Source organism: Fretibacterium sp. OH1220_COT-178, assembly GCF_003860125.1.
Lineage (GTDB): Bacteria > Synergistota > Synergistia > Synergistales > Aminobacteriaceae > CAJPSE01.
Window position 1 is genome coordinate 26657 of the sequence record NZ_RQYL01000005.1, and the last position, 23903, is coordinate 50559.

Annotated in this window: 20 protein-coding genes; 16 read left to right on the top strand and 4 right to left on the bottom strand. The window is 64.9% G+C overall.

Features of this window, described 5'->3' with window-relative positions:
• Positions 1–248 precede the first annotated feature (248 nt).
• The gene (locus EII26_RS03235) at positions 249–1142 is read left to right on the top strand and encodes a LysR family transcriptional regulator (protein WP_124887712.1); all 894 of its coding nucleotides are present in this window, start codon (positions 249–251) and stop codon (positions 1140–1142) included.
• A 20-nt stretch (positions 1143–1162) separates the two neighbouring features.
• Here the strand turns inward: EII26_RS03235 and EII26_RS03240 are convergent, their stop codons facing one another.
• The gene (locus EII26_RS03240) at positions 1163–1639 is read right to left on the bottom strand and encodes a YhcH/YjgK/YiaL family protein (protein WP_124887713.1); all 477 of its coding nucleotides are present in this window, start codon (positions 1637–1639) and stop codon (positions 1163–1165) included.
• A 165-nt stretch (positions 1640–1804) separates the two neighbouring features.
• Between EII26_RS03240 and EII26_RS03245 the strand changes: the two genes are divergently transcribed.
• The 3 genes from EII26_RS03245 (at position 1805) to EII26_RS03255 (ending at position 5532) form a co-directional block, all read left to right on the top strand.
• Complete coding sequence (locus tag EII26_RS03245; RefSeq protein WP_124887714.1) at positions 1805–2587, top strand: IclR family transcriptional regulator; 783 nt, start codon at positions 1805–1807, stop codon at positions 2585–2587.
• 113 nt (positions 2588–2700) lie between these two features.
• A complete protein-coding gene (locus tag EII26_RS03250; protein ID WP_124887715.1) occupies positions 2701–3858 on the top strand; it encodes a pyridoxal-phosphate-dependent aminotransferase family protein in 1158 nt (385 codons plus the stop codon).
• A 129-nt stretch (positions 3859–3987) separates the two neighbouring features.
• Positions 3988–5532, top strand: coding sequence for a PucR family transcriptional regulator (locus tag EII26_RS03255; RefSeq protein WP_158612127.1), 1545 nt, complete (start codon positions 3988–3990; stop codon positions 5530–5532).
• A 16-nt stretch (positions 5533–5548) separates the two neighbouring features.
• Here the strand turns inward: EII26_RS03255 and EII26_RS03260 are convergent, their stop codons facing one another.
• Both EII26_RS03260 and EII26_RS03265 read right to left on the bottom strand, forming a co-directional pair.
• The gene (locus tag EII26_RS03260; RefSeq protein WP_124887717.1) at positions 5549–6373 is read right to left on the bottom strand and encodes an MBL fold metallo-hydrolase; all 825 of its coding nucleotides are present in this window, start codon (positions 6371–6373) and stop codon (positions 5549–5551) included.
• Positions 6370–7872 (bottom strand): FGGY-family carbohydrate kinase, encoded by a 1503-nt coding sequence (locus EII26_RS03265; RefSeq protein ID WP_124887718.1) that lies wholly within the window; start codon positions 7870–7872, stop codon positions 6370–6372. The genes EII26_RS03260 and EII26_RS03265 overlap by 4 nt, the downstream gene beginning before the upstream one ends.
• A 375-nt stretch (positions 7873–8247) precedes the next feature.
• Between EII26_RS03265 and EII26_RS03270 the strand changes: the two genes are divergently transcribed.
• Positions 8248–9390, top strand: a complete 1143-nt coding sequence (locus EII26_RS03270) for a glycoside hydrolase family 3 protein (protein WP_199735039.1) — start codon at positions 8248–8250, stop codon at positions 9388–9390.
• A gap of 32 nt (positions 9391–9422) precedes the next feature.
• On the opposite strand, the gene EII26_RS03275 is transcribed toward EII26_RS03270, so the two are convergent.
• The gene (locus tag EII26_RS03275; protein ID WP_124887719.1) at positions 9423–11570 is read right to left on the bottom strand and encodes a glutamine synthetase III; all 2148 of its coding nucleotides are present in this window, start codon (positions 11568–11570) and stop codon (positions 9423–9425) included.
• Between the two features lie 264 nt (positions 11571–11834).
• Between EII26_RS03275 and EII26_RS03280 the strand changes: the two genes are divergently transcribed.
• The 11 genes from EII26_RS03280 to allB all read left to right on the top strand — a co-directional run bounded on the left by EII26_RS03280 (position 11835) and on the right by allB (position 23753).
• A complete protein-coding gene (locus EII26_RS03280; RefSeq protein ID WP_124887720.1) occupies positions 11835–12737 on the top strand; it encodes a metal ABC transporter solute-binding protein, Zn/Mn family in 903 nt (300 codons plus the stop codon).
• Positions 12738–12802: 65 nt separating this feature from the next.
• Positions 12803–13534 (top strand): metal ABC transporter ATP-binding protein, encoded by a 732-nt coding sequence (locus EII26_RS03285; RefSeq protein ID WP_124887721.1) that lies wholly within the window; start codon positions 12803–12805, stop codon positions 13532–13534.
• Entirely contained in the window at positions 13534–14418 is an 885-nt protein-coding gene (locus tag EII26_RS03290) for a metal ABC transporter permease (RefSeq protein WP_199735041.1), read from the top strand. Before EII26_RS03285 ends, EII26_RS03290 begins: the two co-directional genes overlap by 1 nt.
• Positions 14402–15496 carry a metal ABC transporter permease gene (locus tag EII26_RS03295; protein ID WP_124887723.1) on the top strand — a complete coding sequence of 365 codons (1095 nt, stop codon included), beginning with the start codon at positions 14402–14404 and terminating at the stop codon, positions 15494–15496. The genes EII26_RS03290 and EII26_RS03295 overlap by 17 nt, the downstream gene beginning before the upstream one ends.
• Positions 15497–15975: 479 nt before the next feature.
• Complete coding sequence (allE, locus tag EII26_RS03300; protein ID WP_124887724.1) at positions 15976–16746, top strand: (S)-ureidoglycine aminohydrolase; 771 nt, start codon at positions 15976–15978, stop codon at positions 16744–16746.
• A 40-nt stretch (positions 16747–16786) separates the two neighbouring features.
• The gene (locus tag EII26_RS03305; protein WP_124887725.1) at positions 16787–17803 is read left to right on the top strand and encodes an aspartate/ornithine carbamoyltransferase family protein; all 1017 of its coding nucleotides are present in this window, start codon (positions 16787–16789) and stop codon (positions 17801–17803) included.
• 149 nt (positions 17804–17952) lie between these two features.
• Positions 17953–19374, top strand: a complete 1422-nt coding sequence (locus EII26_RS03310; RefSeq protein ID WP_124887726.1) for a YfcC family protein — start codon at positions 17953–17955, stop codon at positions 19372–19374.
• Between the two features lie 66 nt (positions 19375–19440).
• The gene (locus tag EII26_RS03315; protein ID WP_124887727.1) at positions 19441–20703 is read left to right on the top strand and encodes a dicarboxylate/amino acid:cation symporter; all 1263 of its coding nucleotides are present in this window, start codon (positions 19441–19443) and stop codon (positions 20701–20703) included.
• Between the two features lie 32 nt (positions 20704–20735).
• The gene (locus EII26_RS03320; protein WP_124887728.1) at positions 20736–21464 is read left to right on the top strand and encodes an aspartate/glutamate racemase family protein; all 729 of its coding nucleotides are present in this window, start codon (positions 20736–20738) and stop codon (positions 21462–21464) included.
• Positions 21465–21621: 157 nt separating this feature from the next.
• On the top strand, positions 21622–22353 hold the full coding sequence (locus EII26_RS03325; RefSeq protein ID WP_124887729.1) for an aspartate/glutamate racemase family protein: 732 nt from the start codon (positions 21622–21624) through the stop codon (positions 22351–22353).
• 32 nt (positions 22354–22385) lie between these two features.
• The gene (gene allB / locus EII26_RS03330) at positions 22386–23753 is read left to right on the top strand and encodes an allantoinase AllB (protein WP_124887730.1); all 1368 of its coding nucleotides are present in this window, start codon (positions 22386–22388) and stop codon (positions 23751–23753) included.
• Positions 23754–23903 lie beyond the last annotated feature (150 nt).

Here is a 23903-nt window from a genome sequence, read left to right on the forward strand (position 1 = left end):
GACGCCCCGTCCCCCTCCAGCTTCACGGCAGATTCTGCAGAGCCGGAAATGAGATGGTTTCGCGGACGGGCGTTTTTGAAGGGGACGCCCCCGCCGTGTGTGCCGCGGCCGGGAAAGAGGGCCGATTCGATTCGGAGTTGAAAAGAGAGGTGCACGTCTCCGTTTCAGAATAAGGCATCGGTGCAAAATAAAAAAACGATAATTGGCTATAATGGATATAAATTTTTTTTGTATTTGGAGGGGTCGGTGTGAACGAACGCGGGCTGGAGGCCTTCACCGCCATCGTCATGGGGCAGACTCTGAGGCGTGCGGCGGAGCTTTTGAACCTGACGCAATCGGCGGTCAGCTATCGGCTGAAGGAATTGGAGGACGACCTCGGGACGATTCTGGTCGACCGAAGGAAGGGGCTGAAGGCGATCCGCCTTACCCCGGCGGGACGGGACCTTCTTCCTCTGGCGATGCAGTGGCAGGAATTGCAGGGGCAGGTTCGCAGCTTTCGTTCCAAGGTTCCCGCCCACTTTTTGATGATCGGCAGCGTGGACAGCATGAACAACCACGTCCTGCCTCCCTTGTTCAAGGCGCTTAGGAAGAACGAACCTCCCGTCTTCTGCAGGATAACGACCAGCGATTCCATCGTGCTCTACCGCAAGATCGAGAGTCGAGAGGTCGACGTCGCCTTCGTGCTTCAGGAGCAGCACTTCCCCTACGTGTCCGTGGAGCCGTTCACTCGGGAGCGCATGCTGGTGCTGCGTGTAAAACAGGAGGGGCTTCCTTCACGGATTCGGGCCGACGAGCTGGATCCCCGTTTCGAGCTCCGGTTCCCATGGTCCAGTCCTTATCAGCTCTGGCACGACAAGGTCTGGCCTCCCGAGGAGATCGGGGAGATCTTCGTCGACACCCTGCTCCTGGTCCGAAACCTCCTGCAGGACGAGCGCCAATGGGCCATCATTCCCGAATCCTCCGTTCCCTTCATGATGGAGCGGGATTTGATGGTCCAGACGCTTGTCCCGCCGCCGCCGGACAGGCTGAGCTACAAGCTGACCCACCGCTACCCCAAGGGCACCACGGTCGAGGCACTGGACATTCTGAACCGGCTTATCGCCGGCATGGATTTCGGGAATGCATACGCCGGACTGCTGTAGCCCGGCGTACAGGATTGCCCCTACCGTCCCCCCGCCAGCATGTCCGTACGGATTCGGATGACGACCTTCTTGATCGGGGCGGGTTCGCCCAAGGTGACGTAGGGCTGGTGGCCGTCCTCGGGATAGAAGAGGGCGAAGCTCCTGCCCGCGTCGTTGCGCATCAGGAAGTCCCCCTCGCCGTCGTAGAGCTGGACATCCGTCTCGGCGTTGTAGTCGCCTTTCGGGGTCAGCTTGCCGATAGGGCAGTACCCCACGTACTCGACGCCCCTCAGCGTGGCCTGAAGGTCGGCGTGCTTCATGTGGTTCTCGAACGGCGCCCGGTCCCGGGGCAGGGTGGTCGGCTCCTGAATCAGCGCGAACACGCGGTCTCCGTCGATAGGGTACCGCCCCGGCGCCAGGGCGAGCAGGTCGTTGCCCCGAATGTACTCAAGCGCCAGCCTCACGCCCTCGCCGAGAGGGTAGTATCGTTCCGCGTCCTCCAGAAGAGCTCGGATCATGGTCAAAAGTCTCCTTTCGTGATTTGCCGTTTGGTTTCTCCATTTTCAATTCTAACGGGAAAAAGTTTTTTGGCCTTCGATTGTTTCTTAATAGGAAATATAGTTTTTGATTGTGAAAATGCCGGTGGTATACTCCAAGGAGAAAGACGGAGGGGGTGAGTCGGGTTGGCGGGAGAACGTTCCGAGGGCATCAAGTCCCTGGCCAAGGCGCTGGACATTCTCGAATGCGTGGCGGACGGGGCCGAAGGGGCCGGGGTCAGCGAGGTCTCCGCGCGTCTTGGGATCAACAAGGCCACGGTCTCGAAGATGCTCTCCACGATGGCGGTGCGTCGATTTGTCCGCAAGGATCCTCAGACCCGGCACTATCGCCTGGGGTATCGTCTGGTCGAGCTCGGTACGCGCCTCATAGAGTCCATCGACCTCCGCACCGAGGCCTGGCCGCATCTCAAGGCTCTCGAGCGGGCCGTCAACGAGGTGATCAATCTGGCCGTCTACCACAACGGAGAGGTCATCTACGTCGACAAGTTCGAGGGCACCAAATCCCTGCGTCTGCATTCGCGCGTCGGAGGGCGCGCCAGCTTCACCTGCACCTCCGTGGGCAAGGTGCTGCTGGCCTTTCTGCCGGAGTCCGAACGGCGCTACATCATGGAGGCCGAGGTCCCGGAACGCCGAACCCGCCACAGCGTTTCGTCCTGGGAGGAGCTGGAGAGGCAATTCGATGGCATCCGCGAGCGCGGCTACGCTCTGGACCTCGAGGAGAACGTGGAGGGCATCGTCTGCGTCGGGGCGCCGATCTTCGATTATTCGGGGGCGGTCATCGGGGCCGCCAGCGTCTCGTGTCCCACGGTGCGCGGAGATATGGCTCGATTGCTGGAGCTGAAGGACCGCTTGCTGGAGGCCTGTACGAGGATCTCCGCGGACTGCGGCTATTACGCCGGGGAGCGGTGACGGCCCGGCATGGGGACGGCCGTGGGAACGGTTGCGCTCCTCTTTTCGTCGGGTTGGCGGTATGTCGGTTCGTGTCCGTATTCATTTCATATTTCAAAGGGAGGAATGCAGTGATGATCAAGACGCCGAAACTTGTTATGATCCCTGGACCCACGCCGGTGGTCCGCTCGATTCAGGACCAGATGGCCCGGGAGACCGTGGCCTTCGGCGACGCCGGGTTCGTCGCGGACTTCAAGGAGGTGGTCGCGGACCTCAAGTCGATGTGGCGCTGCGACGGCGAGGCCTTCGTCATCGCGGGCAGCGGAACGCTGGCCATGGAGATGGCGGTGGCGAACGTCACCAAGCGAGGGGATTCCGTCCTGATCTGCTCCCATGGGTTCTTCGGGGACCGCTTCATCGACATGTGCAAGAACAAGGGGCTCGACGTGGACACCCTGAAGGCGGAGTGGGGCACGGTCTACACGCCCGAGCAGATGGACGCCGCGCTCTCGGCCAAGAAATACGCGGCCGTGACCGTCACCCACGTGGACACCTCCACGGGCGTCGTGGTGCCCCTCAAGGCGATCTGCGACATGATGAAGAAGAAGCACCCCGACGTGATGCTGATCGTCGACGCGGTCGCGGCCGCGGCGGGGGCGGAGTCCTGGATGGACTGGGGCATCGACGTCCTGCTGACGTGCAGCCAGAAGGCGTTTGGCGTCGCCCCGGGCCTGGCGATCCTCTGGGCCAGCAAGCAGGCCGTCGAGAAGCGCCGTTCCCTGGGGACCATCCCCGAGTCCTACGCCGATTTCGAGCGCTGGATCCCCATCATGAACGATCCCTCCAAGTATTGGGGCACTCCGCCCGTCAACATGATCTGGGCCCTCAAGGAGAGCGTCCGGATCATCAAGGAGGAGGGGCTGGACGAGCGCTATGCGCGCCACATCCGTCAGGCCGGCTATTTCGTGGCGGGGATGGAGGCCCTGGGGTTCCGGACCGCGGCGTCCAAGGAGCTGCGCGCGCCGACCTTGACCATCTTCTTCTATCCCGAGGGGTCGGGGCTGGAGGATGCGGCCTTCCGCGCGAAGCTGGCGGAGGAGGGCGTCCAGTCCGCTGGGTGCCTGGCCGGGTTCGCCGGCAAGGGCTTCCGGCTCGGGCACATGGGCAACATCGACAAGCACATCCTGGTCGGTGCGATGGCCGCCGTCGAGCGGGCCTGCCTCAAGTGCGGCTACAAGATCGAGCCCGGCAAGGGGTTGGGCGCTCTCCAGGCCGGCCTTGCGAAGGAATGACGGAAAGACGAGCGGGGCGGTCCTTCGGGGCCGCCTTTTTCGTAGGGGAGCTTGTATAATGGCCTCGATCGAGTCGTTAGTGCGAGGGAGGCGAGGGGCATTTCTCTGACCGTCCGTGAACTTTTAACCTTGCGGGAACTGGACGGAGTCGAGCTGATCGCGGGCGCCGGCGGGCTGGACCGTCCGATCCGGAGCGTCAACGTCATGGAGGCCCCGGACATTGCCCGGTGGCTGCGCGGGGGGGAGCTTCTGCTCTCCACGGGGTACCAGTTCCGCGACCAGCCGGAGGACTTCGAGGACCTCGTGATGGCCCTGCACGGCGCCGGAGCTGCGGCCCTGGGGTTCAAAGGCCGTTTCCTGCACGAGTTTCCGCCGCACGCCAGGGACCTGGCGGAGTGGCTGGGACTGCCCATAATCAGCCTGCCCCTCGAGCTGCCCTATTCGGACATCATCCGAATCGTCATCCTGCGGACGGACGAGGTGGAGAACCTCCGCTTCTCCGAGTCGGTGCTTCGGTCCTTCACTCAGCTCGTGGCGGAGGGAGGGGGCGCGGAGGGGATCGTCCGCAACCTGATGTCCTTCCTGAATACCGAGGTCTGTTTTCTGGACACGATCTCGGGTCGCTGTTTCTGCGCCTCGGAGGGCAGCTTCAGCCCGGTGTCGAGCGCGAGGGAGAAAAAGGCGCTCCTCAATCGGCACTACAACGAGCGGATCGGCCTGGGAAACACCACGTACGGCTACTTCATCTTCAAGCGCTGCCCGCAAGGCAACTCCTGGCGCATCGTCCTGGAGCACGCCAAGACCGCGATGCTCTTCAGCTTTCAGCGGGATATCGCCGCCAGGCAGGTGGAGGCCCGTTACCGGGACGAGTTCGTCCAGGACCTCATCACCCACAACATCCGCTACCGGGAGGAGCTCCTGAACCGGGGCCTTCAGTTCGGATGGGACCTGTCCGGCTCCGTCCGCTGCGTGATCTTCGACATCGACGACTACAAGCGGCACTTCGGCCGTCCGATGTCGAGGGCGGAGGCTCGGGAGCTGGAGGAGGCCCGGCAGCGCATCTACGCCCTATGCAAGCAGGAGATGAGGAGCGTTTTCCGGGAGGGGCCCTACTCCGCCATGAGCGACTTCATCGTCTTCCTGACGACGCCGGGCCGGGCGGAGAACTTTGGGGCCAGGCTCCGCGGGGTGTTCGAGAGCATCCGGAAAAAGGTTCGGTCGTGGACGGACTTCACCGTCACCGTCGGTTGCGGGGACGAGAAGCCGGACTTCATGGGATGCGAGGAGAGCTATGAGGAGGCCCGCAAAGCGATCGAGATGATGCGTCCATCCTGCGGAGGGGACGCCCTGTATTTTTGGGAGGAGCTGGGAATCCTCACCGTGCTCGCCCCCCTCGTCGGGAGCAGGGAGGCCCGAAATTTCTGCCTGCGGCGGCTGGGGGCGCTCCGGAGTCGGGAGACGTATGCCGAGCTCTTCGACACGCTTCAGGTGCTGGTGCGGTGCGGCTGGAACCTCAGGGAGGCGGCCCGGGAGCTGCGGATCCACTACAACACCGTCCGCTATCGCTACGAGCGGATCTGCGAGCTGGCGGGCGACCTCTCGGGGCCCGAGGCCCGGCTGGAGATGGCCGTGGCGCTCGGCCTGTGTCGTCTGGACCCCGAGCTCCTGGCATGAGACGGGCCCGCGGGCTTCACAGGACCAACACGCCGCCGGTCGCGATGGGGTGCAGGCGGTCGCCCATCCTCCTCTTCATCCTCTCGTACACCTCGGAACCCGTGCAGTGTCCCGTGTAGAAGCGGGCGTTGGTGCTCAGCAGGGCGTCGGCGATGGCGTCGACGGTCTCGTCGGTCTCGCGGGTGCCGTCCGTCGGGTTGGTGAGGTGGAAGCCTCCGAACACGTGATCGGGCATGAACCCCTTTAGCGCGTGGAATCGGTCCAGGATGTTGAGGATCCCGGCGTGGGCGCAGCCCGCGAACAGGACGCTCGTCCCCCCCTCCGTGACCGCCAGGCTCTGCTCGTGGGCGAAGTCGTCCGGCCCGAGACGGTCCCCCTCCTTCATCAGCAGCACCCGGTTGCCGGACGGATTGAACCGCTCCCCCCGGACCCCGGAGAACAGCTCCAGCCCCCCGCCGAGCACCGTGTGTTCGTCCGTCGGGACGAGGCGCGGATGGCCGCGAAGCTCCGGATCGAGCCCGATGTAGACGCTCTCCCCACCGGCGGTGCGGAGACGGTAGTCCCCGAAGGCCCGGCGGGAGACGTAAATCTTGGCGCTGGCGTTGCGGCTCAGGAAGGTCCGGATGCCGCCGCCGTGGTCGGAGTGCCCGTGGGAGATCGCCAGCAGGTCGACCGCGGCGAGGTCGACGCCCATCCTCCCGGCGTTCTCCGCGAAGAGCCCGGTGCGCCCCGTGTCGAAGAGTATCCTGCGCCCTTCCGTCTCGATGTGCAGGCTCAGCCCGTGCTCGCAGCCCAGCTCCGCGGACAGCGAGGTGTTCTCCAGCAGCGTGCGTACGATCATGCTCGGTCCTCCCGATTCGCAAAAGGGATTTTGCCCAGGTCCGGCCTGGGGCCCGGGGTCCAGTGTCCGGTGACCCGAAGGGTCCGCCGCAGGGCGGCCTTCAGCCCGTCCTCCCCGCCTAAAATGTCGCCCGCCGCGAGGGCGGCGACGAGGGCGTTGGTCGTCAGGGCCCCGCCCGTCTCCAGAGTCACGGTCTCGGCCCGGGTCGTGTCCGCCTTGATCTGGTTCCACAGCGCGTCCCGGCTGCCTCCCTCCGTCACGATGATGCGGTCCACAGGCGTGCCCGCCGCCCGGCAGGTCTCGGCGATGTCCCCGTACTCGGCGGCGATGCCCTCCAGCACGGCGCGCCAGAGGACGAACCGGTCCGTGTCGAGCGTCATGTTCAGGAAGCAGCCGCGCACCTCCTCGTGCCCCGCGGGGCCGCCCGTCAGCCAGGGCAGGAAGCGGACGCCCCCCGAGCCGGCCGGCACGCGCGCGGCCCCCTCGCTGAGCTCGGCGTAGCAGCCGTCGTCCCCAGAGCGGCCGCAGACCCCGTCGCGGAACCAGCGCAGGGCCAGCCCTCCCGTCCGCACGAACCCCCAGTAGAAGTAGCTGTCCGAAAGGGTGCCGCTGTTGAAGATCAGTCCGCTGCCCCTTCGGCTGAGGCCGGGGACGATGCCGCCCGTCGAGATGCAGAACATGGAGCAGGTCCCGGCGACGTCCACGGCGTGTCCGGGCTCGAAGACGCCGCAGCCCAGCAGCGACTGCATGGTGTCCCCAGCCCCGGCGCAGACCGGGATCCCGGTGCGAAAGCCCGTTCGGGCGGCCGATTCCTCCGAGAGCGTCCCGACGATGTCCCAGGGCTTCACGATCCGGGGCATGAGCGCAGCGTCGATCCCCAACAGGGCCAGCTGCTCGTCGGACCAGCGTTTTTGTGTCACGTCGTAGCCCAGGCCCCACCCGGACATCGCGCCCCAGTCCAGGAAGGCCCGCTCCGCGCTCAGCCCCGCGAGGTGCATCAGGATGTAGGGGGCGTTGTGGACGAACTTCCGGCCCCTCCTCCGAAAGGGCTCGGAGTTGGCCAGAAGCCAGCGTGCGTGCAGGGCGGGGAAGAGGCAGAGCGGATCGGGGTTGCCCGTCTCCCGTCCCCAGATCTCCAGCCGTCGGGAGGCGAGCGCCTCGGCGTCCGCTCCCGTCCGGGAATCCAGGTAGTTGATGTAGGGCGTCACGGCCCGCCCCGAGTCGTCCACCCCCACGATGCCGCAGATGATGCCGTCCCCCATGATGGCCCGGACGCCAGCGGGGTCCAGGCCCTTGCGCTCCATCTGCTCCGCGCAGTCCCTCATGCCGGCCAGGGCGAGGGTCAGGTACTCGTCCGCGTCCATCTCGACCCAGCCGGGGTGCGGACAGGAGAGCGTCGTCGGATGGACGGATCGGGCGAGCGTCTCGCCCTCCGCCGTGCAGACCGCGACCTTGACGCTTTGGGTACCCGCGTCGAAGCAAAGATAGGCGTTCGTCATGTTTGCGCACCTCGGAAAAAATGTTTGGATTTCCCCTCCCATTATAGCGCCGGCCCCTTCGGTGCGGCCGTTTTTCGTCCGGCGGAGAGCTCCCTCGGGGACTGTATCGGTCGGGGGCTTGGGGATGATGTGGTACTGTTTTATGGGGGGAGGAGGACGGCGGAGAGGACTGCGAAGCCCGATATCCCGTGGTCGGCGATGAGCAGGCGGCCCCGGGGGGGCATCGGAACATCGGCCCGGAGGTATATCGCGCCCTGGGGGATGAACCGACGGCTCCCCGGCCGGTGGAAAGGTTTCGCTTCGTACGGGGTTTTCCCTTGGGGCCTCCGATTCCTGCCGGAAAATCTTTCGTGCTGTCGAGAAGGGGTGTTTGGAATGATGCAATGGATCGTAAAGTTTGGGCTCGCGGTGTTCTGCCTCCTTGCGGCCTTAGTCCCGCCCGCCGTTGCGGGGCCTTCGGTGGAGGAGATGGCCGCTCAGATGCTGATGGTCGGATTCCGGGGCATGGAGGCGGGACCGGAAGCGCCGATCGTGCGTCACATCAAAGCGGGATGCGTCGGCAACGTCATCCTGTTCGGCCGCGATCTGACGAAGGGGGCGGGTCCCGGCCGGAACATCCGCTCGCCCGAGCAGCTCAAGGCCCTGTCGGCGGGCCTCAAGGCTGCGGTCCCAGCGGACATGCCGCTCTGGGTCGCTCTGGATCAGGAGGGAGGCAGGGTGCAGAGGCTGCGTCCCAGCCAGGGGTTCGATGAGGACTATCCCTCCGCTGGAACCTTGGGAGCCAGCGACGACGTCGCCCTGACCCGGGCCGTGGGGGAACGGATGGGACGGGAGCTGGCGGAGCTGGGGATCGACGTGGATTTCGCGCCGGTGGCCGACGTGAACGTCAATCCCGAGAGTCCGGCCATCGGTGCACTCGGACGCAGTTTCGGCGCCGATCCCGAAGCGGTCGCCCGGCACGCGGCCGCGTTCTCCGAGGGGCTGCGGGCCGCGGGGATCATCCCCTGTCTGAAGCACTTTCCCGGGCACGGCAGCGCCGCCGCGGATACGCACATCGGCGCCGCCGACGTCACGCACACCTGGAGGGAGGAGGAGCTGATTCCCTACCGCCGGGCCGTCGCGTCCGGGTGGCGGGGCATGATCATGACCAGCCACATCTTCAACGCCGCTTTGGACCCCGCTCTGCCCGCCTCCTTGTCCGAGAGGATCGTGACCGGCCTTTTGCGTGAGAGCCTGGGCTGGAACGGTATCGTCGTCACGGACGATCTGGACATGGGGGCCCTGACGCGGAGCTACAGTCTGGAGGAGCGCATCCTGCTGGCCGTCTCCGCCGGGTCGGACCTGCTGATCTTTGCCCAGAACCGAAAGGACATGGATTTCGATCCCGACCTCCCGAGAAGGGCCCACGAGACTTTGGTGAGGCTGGTCAAAGAGGGCAGAATCCCGGAGGGACGGCTGCGCGAGTCCTGGGGGCGGATCGCGAAGATGAAGCGGGGGGCCGGGCGCGCCCCGAAGTAGGGAAAAACGCTCCCGGCGATCGGGAGGCGGATTTATACCGACAGCGACAGCAGGTTGCGCGATATGGGATACGGCCAGATATCGGCCGCGATGTTCAGCTCGGCGGCGTCGCAGCGCCCGCGGATCGTCTCCATCAGGGGGACGACCGTCCCGACGAGGAAGTCCGCCCTCTCCCTGACGGGCAGCTCCGCCATGCGGCCGCGGAGCTCGTTCAGCCTGTGGGCGTCCGCGATCAGCAGCGCCTTGGTCCGGCCCAGGTCAAGAATGTACTCCCGCCAGGGGGCGGCCTCCTGGAAATCCATCCCGTCCAGGGCGGAGAGGGAGTTTTTCTCCAGGACCAGCTGCCTGGAGATGGCGGGGAGAACCCCCTCCCACAGCATGTCGTAGAGTATCGCCACCTCGATCTCGAGCGCCCTCACGAAGGACTCCATCCGGATGTCGTGCAGGGCCTCCAGCTCGTGTGCGCGGAACACCCCCAGTTCGTCGAGCATCCTCCTGTTCTCCGGCAGCAGCAGGAGGTCGATCTTGCCGGGCAGGGTCTCGGCCTGGATCAGGCCCCGGCGCCGTGCCTCCCCGTGCCACTCGTGCGAATAGGCGTCCCCCTCGAACAGGATCTTGCCCCCCCGTCTCACGGCCTCCTTCACCGCATCCAGGGCCACGTCTACGGGATCCCCGCCCCCCGCACTCCGCGCCTCGATCATCTCGGTAAGCTGCTGCACTCCCCAGGCCCAGATCGAGGCGAACATCGTCACGGGCAGGGCGATGGACTGCGAGGCGCCGGGCGCCCGGAACTCGAACTTGTCCCCCGTGAAGGCGACGGGCGCCGTCCGGTTCCGATCGCTGTCGAAGGGGATGATCGCCGGCAGCTTCGCGAGTCCCAGGTCCATCAGGCCCCTGTCCGGCAAAGAGACGTCCGCCTGATCGAGCCGGGAGAGGAGATCGGTCAGGGCGGACCCCAGGTAGACGCTGATGATGGAGGGGGGCGCCTCGTGCCCGCCCAGGCGGAACAGGTTGCCCGCCGTGGCCGTGGCGGCATGGAGCAAACCGTGGTATTCCGAGATGCCCAGTACGGCCGCGGCCAGGAAGGTCAGGAACACGACGTTGCGCCGGTGGCCGTGGGACGGCTTCAGCAGGTTGACCCCCTCGCTGTCCATCAGGGAGAGGTTGACGTGCTTTCCGCTCCCGTTCATCCCCTGAAAGGGCTTCTCGTGGAAGAGCAGCCTGAGGTCGTGCTGGCGGGCGAGCTTCCGCATCGTCTCCATGAGGATCTGGTTCTGGTCGCAGGCCGTGTTCGCGTCCGAGAAGAGGGGCGCGAACTCGAACTGGCAGCGCGCCACCTCGTTGTGCCGGGTGGCGACGGAGATCCCGAGCCGGGCGAGGTCCCGCTCCACGTCCTCCATGTAGCTCAGGACCCGGGGAGGGATGGCGCCGAGATAATGATGGTCCAGCTTCTGGTCCTTTGCGGGCTGAGCTCCGATCAGGGTTCGGCCGCAGAACCGGATGTCCGGACGCCCCTGCGCGCGCGGGCGGTCCAGGAGAAAAAATTCCTGCTCCGCCCCGACCGTCATGCGAACCCCGCGCACCCCCCTGCGGCCGAAGAGCTTCAGGAGCTTGAGGGAACGGCTCTCCAGGGCGTCGAGCGCCCTCAAAAGGGGCGTCTTGAGGTCGAGAGGCGTGCCGTCGCAGGACAGGAACACCGAGGGTATGCAGAGCGTCCCCCCCTTGGCGCTCTTCACGATGAACGCGGGGCTGCTGATGTCCCAGGCGCTGTAGCCCCGGGCTTCGAAGGTGGAGCGCTTTCCCGCCGAGGGAAAGGAGGAGGCGTCCGGCTCGCCCTGCATCAGGTCCGATCCCCGGAACACCTCGATGGGCGTCCCCTCGGAGCCGGCTACGGTGAAGGCCTGGTGCTTCTCGGCCGTCAGCTCGGTCTGAGGATGGAACCAATGCGCCCAGTGCGTCGCCCCATGCGCCACGGCCCAGTCCCGCATCGCCATCGCCACGATGTCGGCCACCCCGGCATCCAGCTTCTGGCGTCCCTCCATCGCGGCAACGAGCCGCTCGTAGACGTCCTGATTCAACTTCTCCTTCATCACCCTGCGGTCGAAGACCATGGACCCAAAAATCTCCCGTATCGTCGGGTATCTGCGCGCCTCTATCGGGAACACCTCCAGGATAAGCATAAAAAATGACGCAAAAACATCTTGCGATTGTATTATCATAGCATAAACGATCTTAAAATATAAAATAGGAACCATGAACACGTTTTTAAGCGGATAAGACCATTCTCCCTCTTCCCCCGCTCCGCAACTTTACGTATTGCTTTTATCTCTCGGGAATAATATCCTCTCGAAATAAAGTTTTGTTTGTCAAACTTTATTTGGGCGAAAAATTCCGGGGCGGATTGCCCGGGATGCGCCGGCTTCAAAAATCGAGGAGGTTTTTCCATGAAACGCTTCAAAGTGCTGAGGGTCCTGTCGCTTTCCCTGTTCCTGCTCTCCGCCGCCGTCGGCTGGGCCGAGGTCCGGGTCGTCGCCACGACGACGATGCTCGCCGATCTGGCCGGGGTCGTCGGAGGCCCGCACGTTGCGGTGGAGGCCTTGATGGGGCCCGGAATCGATCCGCATCTCTACCAGGCCAGCGCGGGGGATGTGGGCAGGATGCAGAATGCGGACGTCGTCGTCTACAACGGGCTGCACCTCGAGGGCAAGATGGGGGACGTCTTTGCGGCCCTGAACCGGCAGGGCAAGACCGTGGTGTGCATCGCCGACGGCATCGACAAGGCGGACCTTCTGACGGAGGAAGGGGGCATTCCGGACCCGCACATCTGGTTCGACGTGCGGCTCTGGAAGGATGCCGCCTTGGAGCTCGCCCGCGGGCTGGGCGAGGCGGACCCCGAGCGCGCCGGGGATTACAGGGCCAACGCCGAGAACTACAGGAAGGAGCTGGATGCCCTTCAGGATTACATCACGGAAAAAGTGAAGGAGGTTCCCGAGGGGCAGCGCGTTATGGTCACGGCTCACGACGCCTTCAACTACTTCGGCAGGGCCTACGGCTTCGAGGTGCGCGGACTTCAGGGGATCAGCACGGCGGCCGAGGCGGGGACCGCGGACGTCAGGGCCTTGGCGGACTTCATCGTCGAACGCAGGATCAAGGCGGTCTTCGTGGAGTCCTCCGTTCCGCGCAAGACCATCGAGGCCCTCCAGGACGCGGTGAAGGCCAAGGGCTTCGATGTCGGCATCGGCGGAGAGCTCTACTCCGATTCGCTCGGCGGGGCCGGCTCGGGGGCCGAGACCTATATCCTGACGGTCAGGGCGAACGTCGACACCATCACGGGCGCCCTGAAGTAACCTGCATTTCCGGGCATGGCTTGGGACGGGTCGCACCCGTGAGCACGAAGGGAAGGGACATAAAGATGCAGCTGACCGAAGAGGCTCCCTGGGCGCTGGAGGTCGAGGACCTCACGGTCGCCTACGATATCGAACCGGTGCTCTGGGACGTGGACCTCGGCATTCCCAGGGGCAGCCTGACCGCGGTCATCGGCCCCAACGGCGCGGGCAAGAGCACCCTGATCAAGGCCGTGCTGAATCTGGTGCGCTGCGTCGCGGGCGAGGTGCGCATTCATGCCGAACGGGTCGCCTACGTGCCACAGAGCGGCAGCGTGGACTGGGATTTTCCCGCGACGGTCCGGGACGTGGTCCTGATGGGGCGCTACGGGCACTTGGGATGGTTCCGGCGGCCTGGAGCGGCGGACCGGCGAATTGCGATGGAGACCCTGTCCCAGGTGGGGATGGCCGATTTCGCGGATCGGCAGATCAGCCAGCTCTCCGGAGGGCAGCAGCAGCGCGTCTTTCTGGCCCGGGCCCTGGCTCAGGAGGCGGACCTCTACCTGATGGACGAGCCCTTCAAGGGCGTGGACGCGCGAACGGAGCGGATCATCGTCGATCTGCTCAAGCTCCTGAAGGGCAAGGGGAAGACCGTCGTCGTGGTGCACCACGACCTCCATACGGTCCGAAGCTACTTCGATCGTGCGGTGCTGCTCAATCTGCGCCTCATCGCAGCGGGGCCGACCGACGAGGTCTTCACGGAGGAGAACATAAGGCGCACCTACCGCAGCACGGAGACGCTTTTGGGGGAGAACGCGTGATGAGCGCGCTCTCCCTGTTTCATGACTACACCTTTCAGGTGGTCGCCCTGGGGGCCGCCCTGCTGGGCATGACCAGCGGGCTGATCGGCAGCTTTGCGGTGCTGCGCCGCGAGAGCCTGCTGGGGGACGTCGTGTCCCACGCGGCGTTGCCGGGCATCGCAGCCGTTTTTCTGATGACCGGGACGAAGGATACCGTGTGGCTGCTGGTCGGAGCCCTGTGCTCGGGACTGGCGGCCACCGGTTTCATCCTCGGCGTCGTGCGCTACTCCCGCATCCGGTTCGACACTGCGCTGGCCCTTGGGATGTCGGTGTTCTTCGGGCTGGGGCTGGTTCTGCTCACCTACGTGCAGAAGATCCCGAACTCGAACCAGGCGGGCCTCCAGCGCTTCATCTTCGGCCAGGCCGCCATCCTCCTGAAGGGCGACATCCTCGTCATTGCGGTCACGGGGGCCGTGCTGCTGGCCCTCACGCTCCTGTTCTGGAAGGAGCTCAAGCTGCTGAGCTTCGATCCGGAGTTCGCGAGGAGCCTCGGGCTTCCCACCCGCGCCCTGAACGTCCTCCTGTCCGCGATGACCGTCGCGGCCATCATCGCGGGCCTCCAGACCGTCGGGGTCATTTTGATGAGCGCGATGCTGGTGGCCCCGGCCGTCGCCGCCCGGCAGTGGACGAATCGGCTGGGGGTCATGGTGGGGCTGGCTTCCCTCTTCGGCGCCGTATCGGGCGTGGCGGGGACTCTGGCCAGCTCCGCGGCGGCGAAGCTTCCCGCCGGCCCCGCCATCGTCGTGGCCGCGGACGTGATCGTGCTCGTCAGCCTGGCCTTCGGCAGGGCCAGGGAAAGCCGGGGGCGGAGAGGGAGGGCGGCGGACCGTGTCTCCCGCGCTTGAGATCCAGCTGATCGCGGTCCTCGTCGCCGTCGCCTGTGCGCTGCCGGGCTGCTTTCTCGTGCTGCGCCGGATGTCCATGATGTCCGACGCCATCACCCATACCCTGCTGCTGGGGATCGTCCTCGCGTTCCTGGCCACGCACAGCCTGACCTCCCCGTTCCTGATCGTGGGGGCCGCGTCGGTCGGCCTGCTTACGGTCTGGATGGCGGAGGCGCTTCAGCACTCGCGCCGCGTCTCCGAGGATTCCGCCATCGGCCTGACCTTCCCGCTGCTCTTCAGCATCGCGATCGTCCTCATCACACGCTATGCGGATTCCGTCCATCTGGATGCGGACGCCGTGCTGCTGGGGGAGCTGGCCTTCGCCCCATTCGACCGCATGATCGTGGGCGGCGCCGACATCGGCCCCAGGGCGGCCTGGTCGATGGGCTGCGTGCTGCTGCTCAACCTCGCCGCCCTTTCCCTGTTCTTCAAGGAGTTGAAGCTGACGACGTTCGATCCCGTCCTGGCGGCTCTGATGGGCTTCGCCCCCGTGTGGCTGCACTACGGCCTGATGGCGGCGGTGTCGATCACCGCCGTGGCGGCCTTTCAGGCCGTGGGATCCATCCTGGTGGTCGCATTCATGATCGGGCCTCCGGCGAGCGCCTACCTGCTGACCGACGACCTGAGGCGCATGGTCGTCCTGAGCGCCCTCATCGGGGGGCTGAACGCCGTGGCGGGGTATTGGATGGCCGCATGGCTGGACGTCTCCATCGCGGGCAGCATCGCCGTGATGACGGGGCTCTCGTTTCTCGGCGTCTTCATCCTGTCGCCGAGCCGGGGGCTGCTGAGCGTCGTGCGGCGGCGGGCCCGGCAAAGGATGGAGTACCGGGAGCGCATCGTCCTGATCCACCTGCACCACCACGAGGGCAGCGGGACCGAGGCCCAGGAATCGGGCATCGACTCCATTCATCGGCACCTCGGCTGGCCGAGGCCCCTCGCCGAGGCCGTGCTGCGGCGCCTCGAAGAGAGGGGGCGCATCCGCATCGAGGGCGGGGTGGCCAAGCCCGCCGATGCCGATCGGCCGGAGGGAGGGGAATAGGGGGCGGGCTCCCGCCGTCCCGAGGCCAGGCTGGCCCGGGGCGAGGAAATGTGGGGCCGCCGGGCAAAATTTCCACGTTTTGGGGGCGTTTCTCGAGCGGAAAGCTCGAGATGAATATATTATTTACGGGAACGGCGGCCCCGTGATGCCGACGCAACGCTCCCGCGCGGCTGAAGAAAAAGGCGCTGCCTCCCGTCGCAGCCTTACTCCGTGAGGGCTCCGGGGCTCAGGCACGCCCGCTCTTCATGAGAGGGCTCTCCTCTTTGTTGTTTTTTGTCCATAATTCGAGGTCGCTTTTTTCGTATCTTGTTTACAATGATTTTCCTTTCATCCTTCCCTATACTTTTCTCAAAAGGAAACGGCGCACCCCCTCGGGGTTGTCGCTCTGGCGGCCCCGTCGTGAAGGAACGGGGCCGTTTTGCAGCGGGGGGCCGCTTCCGGCTTTCTCGGAAAAAATCAAGCTAAGGCGGTGTTTTGCAATGGGTTATCCGAAGGGCAACCTGACGACGCGGGCAGTGGTGAAACCTGGTCTTTACACGGTGATTCCCCCGGAGGGGCGGGTGAAGAACGTCCTTCCCTTCTTCGAGGGCTTTTCGACCACCATTCTGGCCTCTCCGAAGTACGGGGCCAGCTTCGTGTTCTACATCTCGACCGTCGAGCCGGGCGCGAAGACCACGAAGACCTGGTGCGCCGAGGAGGGGATCGAGACCTTCGTCTACTTCATGGATGGCGAGGGCGAGCTGACGGTCCGGATCGGCGGAGAGGAAAAGGCGCTGAAGCAGGGCGGCTACGCCTACTCGCCCGCCGGGGTCGGGATGGACTTCCTCAACAAATCCAACGGGACGATGCGGATTCTCTTCTACAAACAGCGCTACACGCCCATCGAAGGGCATTCCGCGCGCACCGTCTGGGGCAACGTCCACGACATCCCGGAGCGCATCTACGAGGACATGGCCAACGTCTTCCTGCAGGACCTGCTGCCCACGGACCTCGGGTTCGACATGAACTTCCACATTCTGAGCTTCGAGCCGGCCGGGTGCCACCCCTTCATCGAGACCCATGTCCAGGAGCACGGGGCCTACATGCTCTCGGGGCAGGGCGTCTACATTCTGGGCGACGACTACGTCCAGGTGCAGAAGGAGGACTTCGTCTGGTTCGGCCCCTTCACGCAGCAGGCCGTCTACGCCACGGGGCGCGAGCGCCTGAGCTACATCTATTCCAAGGATTTCAACCGGGACGCCGAGATCTAGTCTCGCGGGATCCCGAAGAACCGAAAGGAGAAATCGTTTCATGGCTTTGCCGAAGAGCTTCACCCCGTTTCAGATCAAGGACAAACTGGCCGAGACGGGGCTCAGGGGAAAGAATTTCGAGTTTTTGACGGATTATACGCGCCAGCAGCTCCAGAGCCTCTTCGAGGCCGGCGAGATGCTGGAGCCCTATTGGCGGTCCAAGCTGAACCTGATGGAGGGCAAGGTGCTGGCGACGCTCTTCTTTCAGCCGAGCACCCGCACGCGCTTCAGCACGGAGGTCGCCATGCTGCGCCTCGGCGGCAGCGTACTCTCGGAGTCGAATCCCACCACCAGTTCCTCCACCGCGAAGGGCGAATCGCTCTCGGACTATCTCCGTACCGTGTCGGTCTACGCGGACATCATCGCCCTCCGGCACCCCAACGATGCGGAGGTCTTCCCCGCGCTCTCCGGTGCGCGCGTCCCCGTGATCAGCGGGGGCTGGGGCAACGTCACGCACCCCACCCAGGGCCTGCTCGACGTCTACACCATCTACCGGGCGCTGGGCCGTTTCGAGGGCGTGAAGGTCATGATCGCCTCCTCGGACCTGTCCAGGGCGCGCAGCGGTCACTCCTTCGCCCTGGGGCTGGCCACCATGGGGGCGGAGCTGGTGTACGTCGGGACGAGCGTCAACCCCATCCCGCAGGTCATCATGGACAAGATCAAGGCGACGGGGGCCAAGGTCACGGTGCACAACGACCTGAGCAACGAGGAGTACATGGAGTGCATGGCTGATGTCGACGCCTGCTACCTTCCGGGATGCAGCGTGCCCAAGGACGACCCTGCGGCGCGCGCGGCCTTCCTGGACACGATCAAGCCGTTCTACATCACCCTCGACGGCCTCAGGAAGATCAAGGAGAAGACCGGCAAGGTCGTAGGCATCATGCATTCTCTGCCTCGCAACGACGTGGAGTTCGACTACGCGATCGACGACAGCGAGTTCCAGCTCTATTTCCGCCAGATGGCCTTCAGCGTTCCCATCCGCATGGCGCTGATCGCCGGAATGGTCGGTGTGGACTGACAAAAGGCTTATCAATATAAAGACGAGGAGGTCCTAAGGGGACTGCCTCGTCTTTTTCTTCCGCTTTTGAGGGCACCGAAAGTACGGCGTTCCAAAGGCAGTCTCCAGGGAGCGTCTTGTCCCCGATCCCGAAACGAGGTGAAAACAACATGAAGGAAATGCCTCTCAACAGAAAAACGCGTTTTGCCGAGCCCCATATTTTTGCCATCCTCTTCTTCTTTATCGTTCTGATGGCTCTCTGTACCCGCATCGTTCCCGCAGGCCTCTACAACCGCGTCCCTATCGAAGTGGAAGGCTCCACACGCATGATGGTGGACCCCTCCTCCTATCGTCGGGTGGAGAACACCCCGGTGGACCTGTTGGGCATCTTCATGTCCATTCCCCGGGGGTTCACGGAGGCTGCGGCCGTAATCGCCGTGACCTTCTGTGTGGGGGGAGCGTTCGGCGTCGTCAAGCGTACCGGAGCCATTTCCATCGGAGTCGCAGCGCTGGCACGACGGATGTCCAAGCGAGGCATCCTGGTCATCCCCGTTTTGATGGTGGTCTTTTCCGCCATAGCGGCCTTTATAGGAACCCAGGAACTTTCGCTGATCTACGTGCCCATCATCCTGCCTTTGATGCTGGCGCTTGGGTTCGATTCCATTACAGCCGCCGCTACAGCGCTTTGCGCTACGACGGCCGGCTTCACCGGAGCGATCACCAACCCGTTCACGGTCGGCCTGGCCCAAAAGATCTCCGACATACCGCTCTACTCCGGATCCAGCTACCGCTTCCTTGTGCTCGTTGTTCTGACCTTTTCCACGGTCCTCTACGTCATGCGCTACGCGGGGAAGGTCCGAAAGGATCCCTCAAAAAGCCTCGTACGCGAGGTCGACGAGCGCTGGCGGGCGCAATTTGCCGCCGAGGGGGAGACGACACGTACCAAGGCAACGACGCGCGAGATGCTGGCGGGGGTCTCAGCCGTATTGATGTTTGCCTGGATGATCTGGGGCGTCCTGGCCTGGAAATGGGAGATGATCCACATGGCCGGGATGCTGCTGGCCATCGGACTGGTCTCCGGGGTACTCGGAGGCCTGAATCCCAATGCCATCTGCCGCGCCTTCGAGGAAGGGTTCGGAGAGGTCCTGCTGGGAGCCATGATCATGGGAGTGGCGCGCGGCGTGGCCGTGGTGATGACCCAGGGGCAGATCATCGACACCGTGATCCACTATATGGCGCAGATGATCCAGAACATCCCGCCGGCAGTGAATGCCGTGGGGATGTTCCTGGCTCAGACGGGGTTCAACTTCCTGGTGTCCTCGGGCAGCGGTCAGGCCGTCATCACAATGCCCATCATGGCGCCCTTGTCGGATTTGGTGGGCGTCACCAGACAGGTCGCCATCCTGGCCTTTCAGCTTGGGGATGGATTGTCGAACATCATCTTCCCGACTTCCGGCTACTTCATGGCCGTTCTGGCTCTGGCCAAGGTCCCTTGGGACCGCTGGTTGCGCTTCATGCTGCCGCTGTTTTTCATCCAAGCCTTACTGGGCAGCGGATTTTTGGTGGTGGCGCAGATGATCGGCTGGCAGTGACGATGTTCGAGGACCTCAGTTTTTTGCGTACCTCACACCTATAACCTACCAAGGGAGAATCGATTGATGACAGAAACCAGCGCCACCCCAAAAAAGTTCAAAATTTCCCTGACGCACAGCATCCTTCTGGCCACCGTGCTGGGCATGGTGACGGGATACATCGTCGGGCCGAGCATCGCGCCGATCAAGATCTTCGGCGACATCTTCCTGCGTCTGATCCAGATGTCCGTGCCTCTGATCATCCTCGGCGCGGTCCTGGAGGCCGTGGGACAGATCAACCCCAAGGAGCTCGGCAAGCTGGGCTTCAAGATGTTTGCGTGGTTCGGCATCTCCACGGTCCTGGCTGCCGTCGTCGGACTCGGACTGGCCTTTGCGATCCAGCCCGGCGTCGGGCTCCCGCCCATGGAGACGGCGAATCCGGTCCAGCCTCCGACTCAGACGATAACGCAGGTCATCCTCAACTTCTTCCCCGTCAACATCGTCGACTCCATGGCCAAGGGCTCCATGATCCAGGTCATCGTCTTCGCGATCGTGCTGGGGGTGGCGGTCAGCCTGAACGTCAGGGACGACGGAGACCGCTCCCTGCTGAACGGGCTGCGCGTCTTCAACAGGTCCCTCCTGACCATGATCAAGGTGATCATGAGGACCGCGCCCCTGGGCGTCTTCTCGCTCATGGCCTGGGTCTCGGGGTCCCTGGGCTTCGACATCATCCTTCCGCTGGCCAAGTACCTTGGCGGCATCGCGCTCGGCGTCGTCCTCATCATGGTGGTCATGATCGCCGTCACCGCGGTCTACGTGGGGGTCAATCCCTTCAAGCTGGCCGCCAAGCTCAGCGAGATGACCCTGGTCGCCGCGACGACCACGTCCTCCGCCATATCCCTGCCCGTCAAGATGCAGGACTCGGAGAACAAGCTGGGCGTCAGCAAGAAGATCTCGAACCTCGTCAACCCCCTGGGCATGGTGCTCAACAGCGCGGGACAGGCCCTGTTCCTGTCCATGGGCAGCATCATGATCGCCCAGTTCTTCCACATCGACATGCCCCTCAGCAGGGCCATTCAGGTCGTCGCCATCTCCACCCTGGCCTGCATGGGTACCCTGGCGGTTCCGGGCGGGGCCCTGATCATCCTGGCGAGCCTCATGCCGACCCTGGGGCTTCCTGCGGAGGGCATCGCCATCCTGGCGAGCGTGGACTGGTTCCGGGGCATGATCACGACGATCCCGAACGTCGACTGCGACGCGCTGATCGCCCTGATCATCGCGAAGGGCGAGGGCGAGTTCAACCGGGACATCTTCGACGGCAAGGTCGATCCCACGCGGACCGCGGCATGACCGCAGCGTCGGGATCCTGAGAGGGTATCGCTATGAAGATTCTGGCCATCAACTCGAATATGAACCGTGCGATCACGGACAAGATCCGCGACGTCGCCCGGGGGTTGGCAAGCCCGGGGACGACGGTGGATGCGGTGTGCGCGGAGTGGGGCGTGCCCGCGATCGAGGGCAGCTACGACGCGGCCTTTGCCGCGCTGGCGACGGTCGAGCTGGTCAAGCGCCACGAGAGGGACTACGACGCCTTCATCGTCGTCTGCTATTCCGACCCCGGCCTCTATGCCGCCCGGGAGCTGACGAACAAGCCGGTCTACGGCATCGCCCAGTCCTCCATGCTGGCGGCATGCACCTTCGGGCACCGGTTCAGCATCCTCTCCCCCCTGGACCGTTTCAGGCCGGTGCTCGAAAGCCTGGTGCGGTTCTACGGACTGGAGGCCCTGTGCGCCTCGGTCCGGACCGTCAATATGGACGTGAGGCAGTCCTTTGACGACCTGAAGGCCGCCAATACGGCCTTCGCCCTCGAGGCGCGCCGGGCCGTGGAGGAGGACGGCGCCGAGGTGATCTGTCTGGGTGGGGCCGTCTTCGCCGGCCGCGACCGCGCGATCGGCGAGGAGGCGGGCGGCGTGGTCTGCATCGACGGGCTGTCCGCGGCCCTCAAACAGGCGGAGGCCTATCACGCCCTCGGGTACACGAGCAGCAAGGTGGGGCTTTTCGAGACCCCGCGCGCCAAGGTGCGCACGCTGCCCGGCGGCGTGGAGATTTAGGGAATCGCTTGGGGCTCGGGGATCAACCTCTTGAGCCCCAAGAACTGCAAACGTCCGGCAAGGGCATCCGGAACAGCTTTGACGACGCCGGGGGCAAGGTCGATTCCCCAAGTATCCGCGGCATGCCCGCGGCACCGGAACGAAGAGGTGTATCGAAATGAAATTGCTGGTGATCAACTCCAACATGAACCGAGACATCACGGACAAAATCCGCGACGTCTCCCGCAGCCTGGTGAACCCCGGAACGACGGTGGACGTGATCTGTGCGGAGTGGGGCGTGCCGGTGATCGAGGGCAACTACGACGCGGCCTTCGGCGCATTGGCGACGGTCGAGCTGGTCAAGCGCCATGAAGAGGACTACGACGCCTTTGTCATCGCCTGCTACTGCGACCCCGGCCTCTATGCCGCCCGCGAGCTGACGGACAAGCCGGTCTACGGCATCGCCCAGTCCTCCATGCTGGCGGCATGCACCTTCGGGCATCGCTTCAGCATCCTCTCCCCCCTGAACCGCTTCAAGCCCGTGATCGAGAGCCTGGTTCGCTATTACGGGCTGGAGGCCCTGTGCGCCTCGGTCCGAACGGTCAACACGATGGATGTCAAGCAGTCCTTCGACAACCTCAAGGAGGCCAACAGGGTCTTCGCCCTCGAGGCGCGCCGGGCCGTGGAGGAGGACGGAGCCGAGGTGATCTGCCTTGGCGGGGCCTCCTTCTCCGGCCGGGATCGTGCGATCGGCGAGGAGGCGGGCGGCGTGGTCTGCATCGACGGGCTGTCCGCCGCTCTCAAGCAGGCGGAGGCCTATCACAGCCTCGGCTACACGAGCAGCAAGGTGGGGCTCTTCGAGGCTCCGCGCGCCAAGGTGCGGACGCTGCCGGGCGGAGTGGAGATTTAGGGCGTCTCGGAGGGATTCGTGGAGCGATGGAAATGAACTGCGATCTGCTGGTCAAAAATGGTCGGGTCGTGACCGCCGAGGGGGTCGATGCGGCGGACGTCGTCGTGAAGGATGGGCGGGTGGCCGCACTGCTCTCTCCAGGCGCTCGGGAGGATGTCCGCGCCGACCGGGTTCTCGATGCGGCGGGCAAGCTCGTCCTGCCGGGGGCGATCGACGTCCATGCGCACCTCAACGATCCGGGGTTCACCTGGCGCGAGGATTTTGCCCATGGGACCGCTGCGGCGGCGGCCGGCGGCGTGACCACGGTGGTGGACATGCCGCTGCAGAACGAGCCCGCCCTGACCAACGCCGAGATCTTCGCCCGCAAGCACGAGGCCGTTCGGGAGAAGGCCCTTGTGGATTATGCGTTCTGGGGCGGTCTGACGGGCGACAACCTCGACCGGATGCACGAGCTCCACGAGGCGGGCGTCACCTCCTTCAAGGTCTTTCTGGGCCCCGTGTCCCCGGATTACCGGACGCTCGATCTGGGGGTCGTCCGCGAGGCCCTGGAGATCGCCGCATCGTTCGGCGGCTTGCTGGGCTTTCACGCCGAGGACTACTCCATCATCCGGCACGAGGAGGACCGCGCGATTCGTGCCGGAAGGACCGGGCGCCCGGACTTCCTGCGATCCCGTCCGGTCGATGCCGAGCGCATCGCCACCGCGGGGGTCATCGAGCTGGCTCGCGCGACGGGCGCGCGGGTCCACATCTGCCACGTCAGCCATCCCGAGGTGGCGGAGCTGATCCGTCGGGCCCGGGCCGAGGGGCTGTCCGTGACGGGCGAGACCTGCACGCACTACCTCGTCTTCGGGGAGGACGACGTCCTGGAGCGCGGGATGCTCTTCAAGTGCGCCCCTCCGCTGCGGGATTCGGCGGCTCGGGAGGGGCTCTGGGACTATGTCGTCGACGGAACCCTGGCCTGCGTGGCCTCCGACCATTCGCCCTGCGCCCCGCAGGAGAAGGACGAATCGGAGGGAGCGTTCAAGGCCTGGGGCGGGATCAGCGGCATCCAGAGTTTGATGGCGGTCTTCTTCGACCGTGCCGTACACCGCCGCGGCCTGTCCCCTTCGCTCGTTGCCGCCCGTCTCTCCGAGGGGCCGGCGCGGATCTTCGGCCTCTGGGGGCGCAAGGGGACGATCCGGGTGGGCTCGGACGCGGACCTGGTGATTCTGGACCCGAACCGGGGGTGGAGGATTACCGAGGAATCCCTTCAATACCTCAACCGCATCTCGGCGTTCGTCGGGCTGGAGGGCAAGGGGGTGCCCGAGACCACCATCGTGCGCGGCCGGGTCGTCTGGAGCGACGGCGCCGTTCGTGCGCCGTTCGGGTGCGGGCAGTTGGTGAGACGTCGGGGCGCCTGAACGCTCCAAAGAGCGCCCTTCGCCTTTGAGGGAACAAAGCAGTGCGCGTGCGGGCGGGGGACGGGGATTCCCCTCCTCCGCCGGGCGGAGAATGGGGTCGACCCCCGGCCGCCGTGGAGTCTGGATTGGGACGTCTTGTCCCGCGAGAGG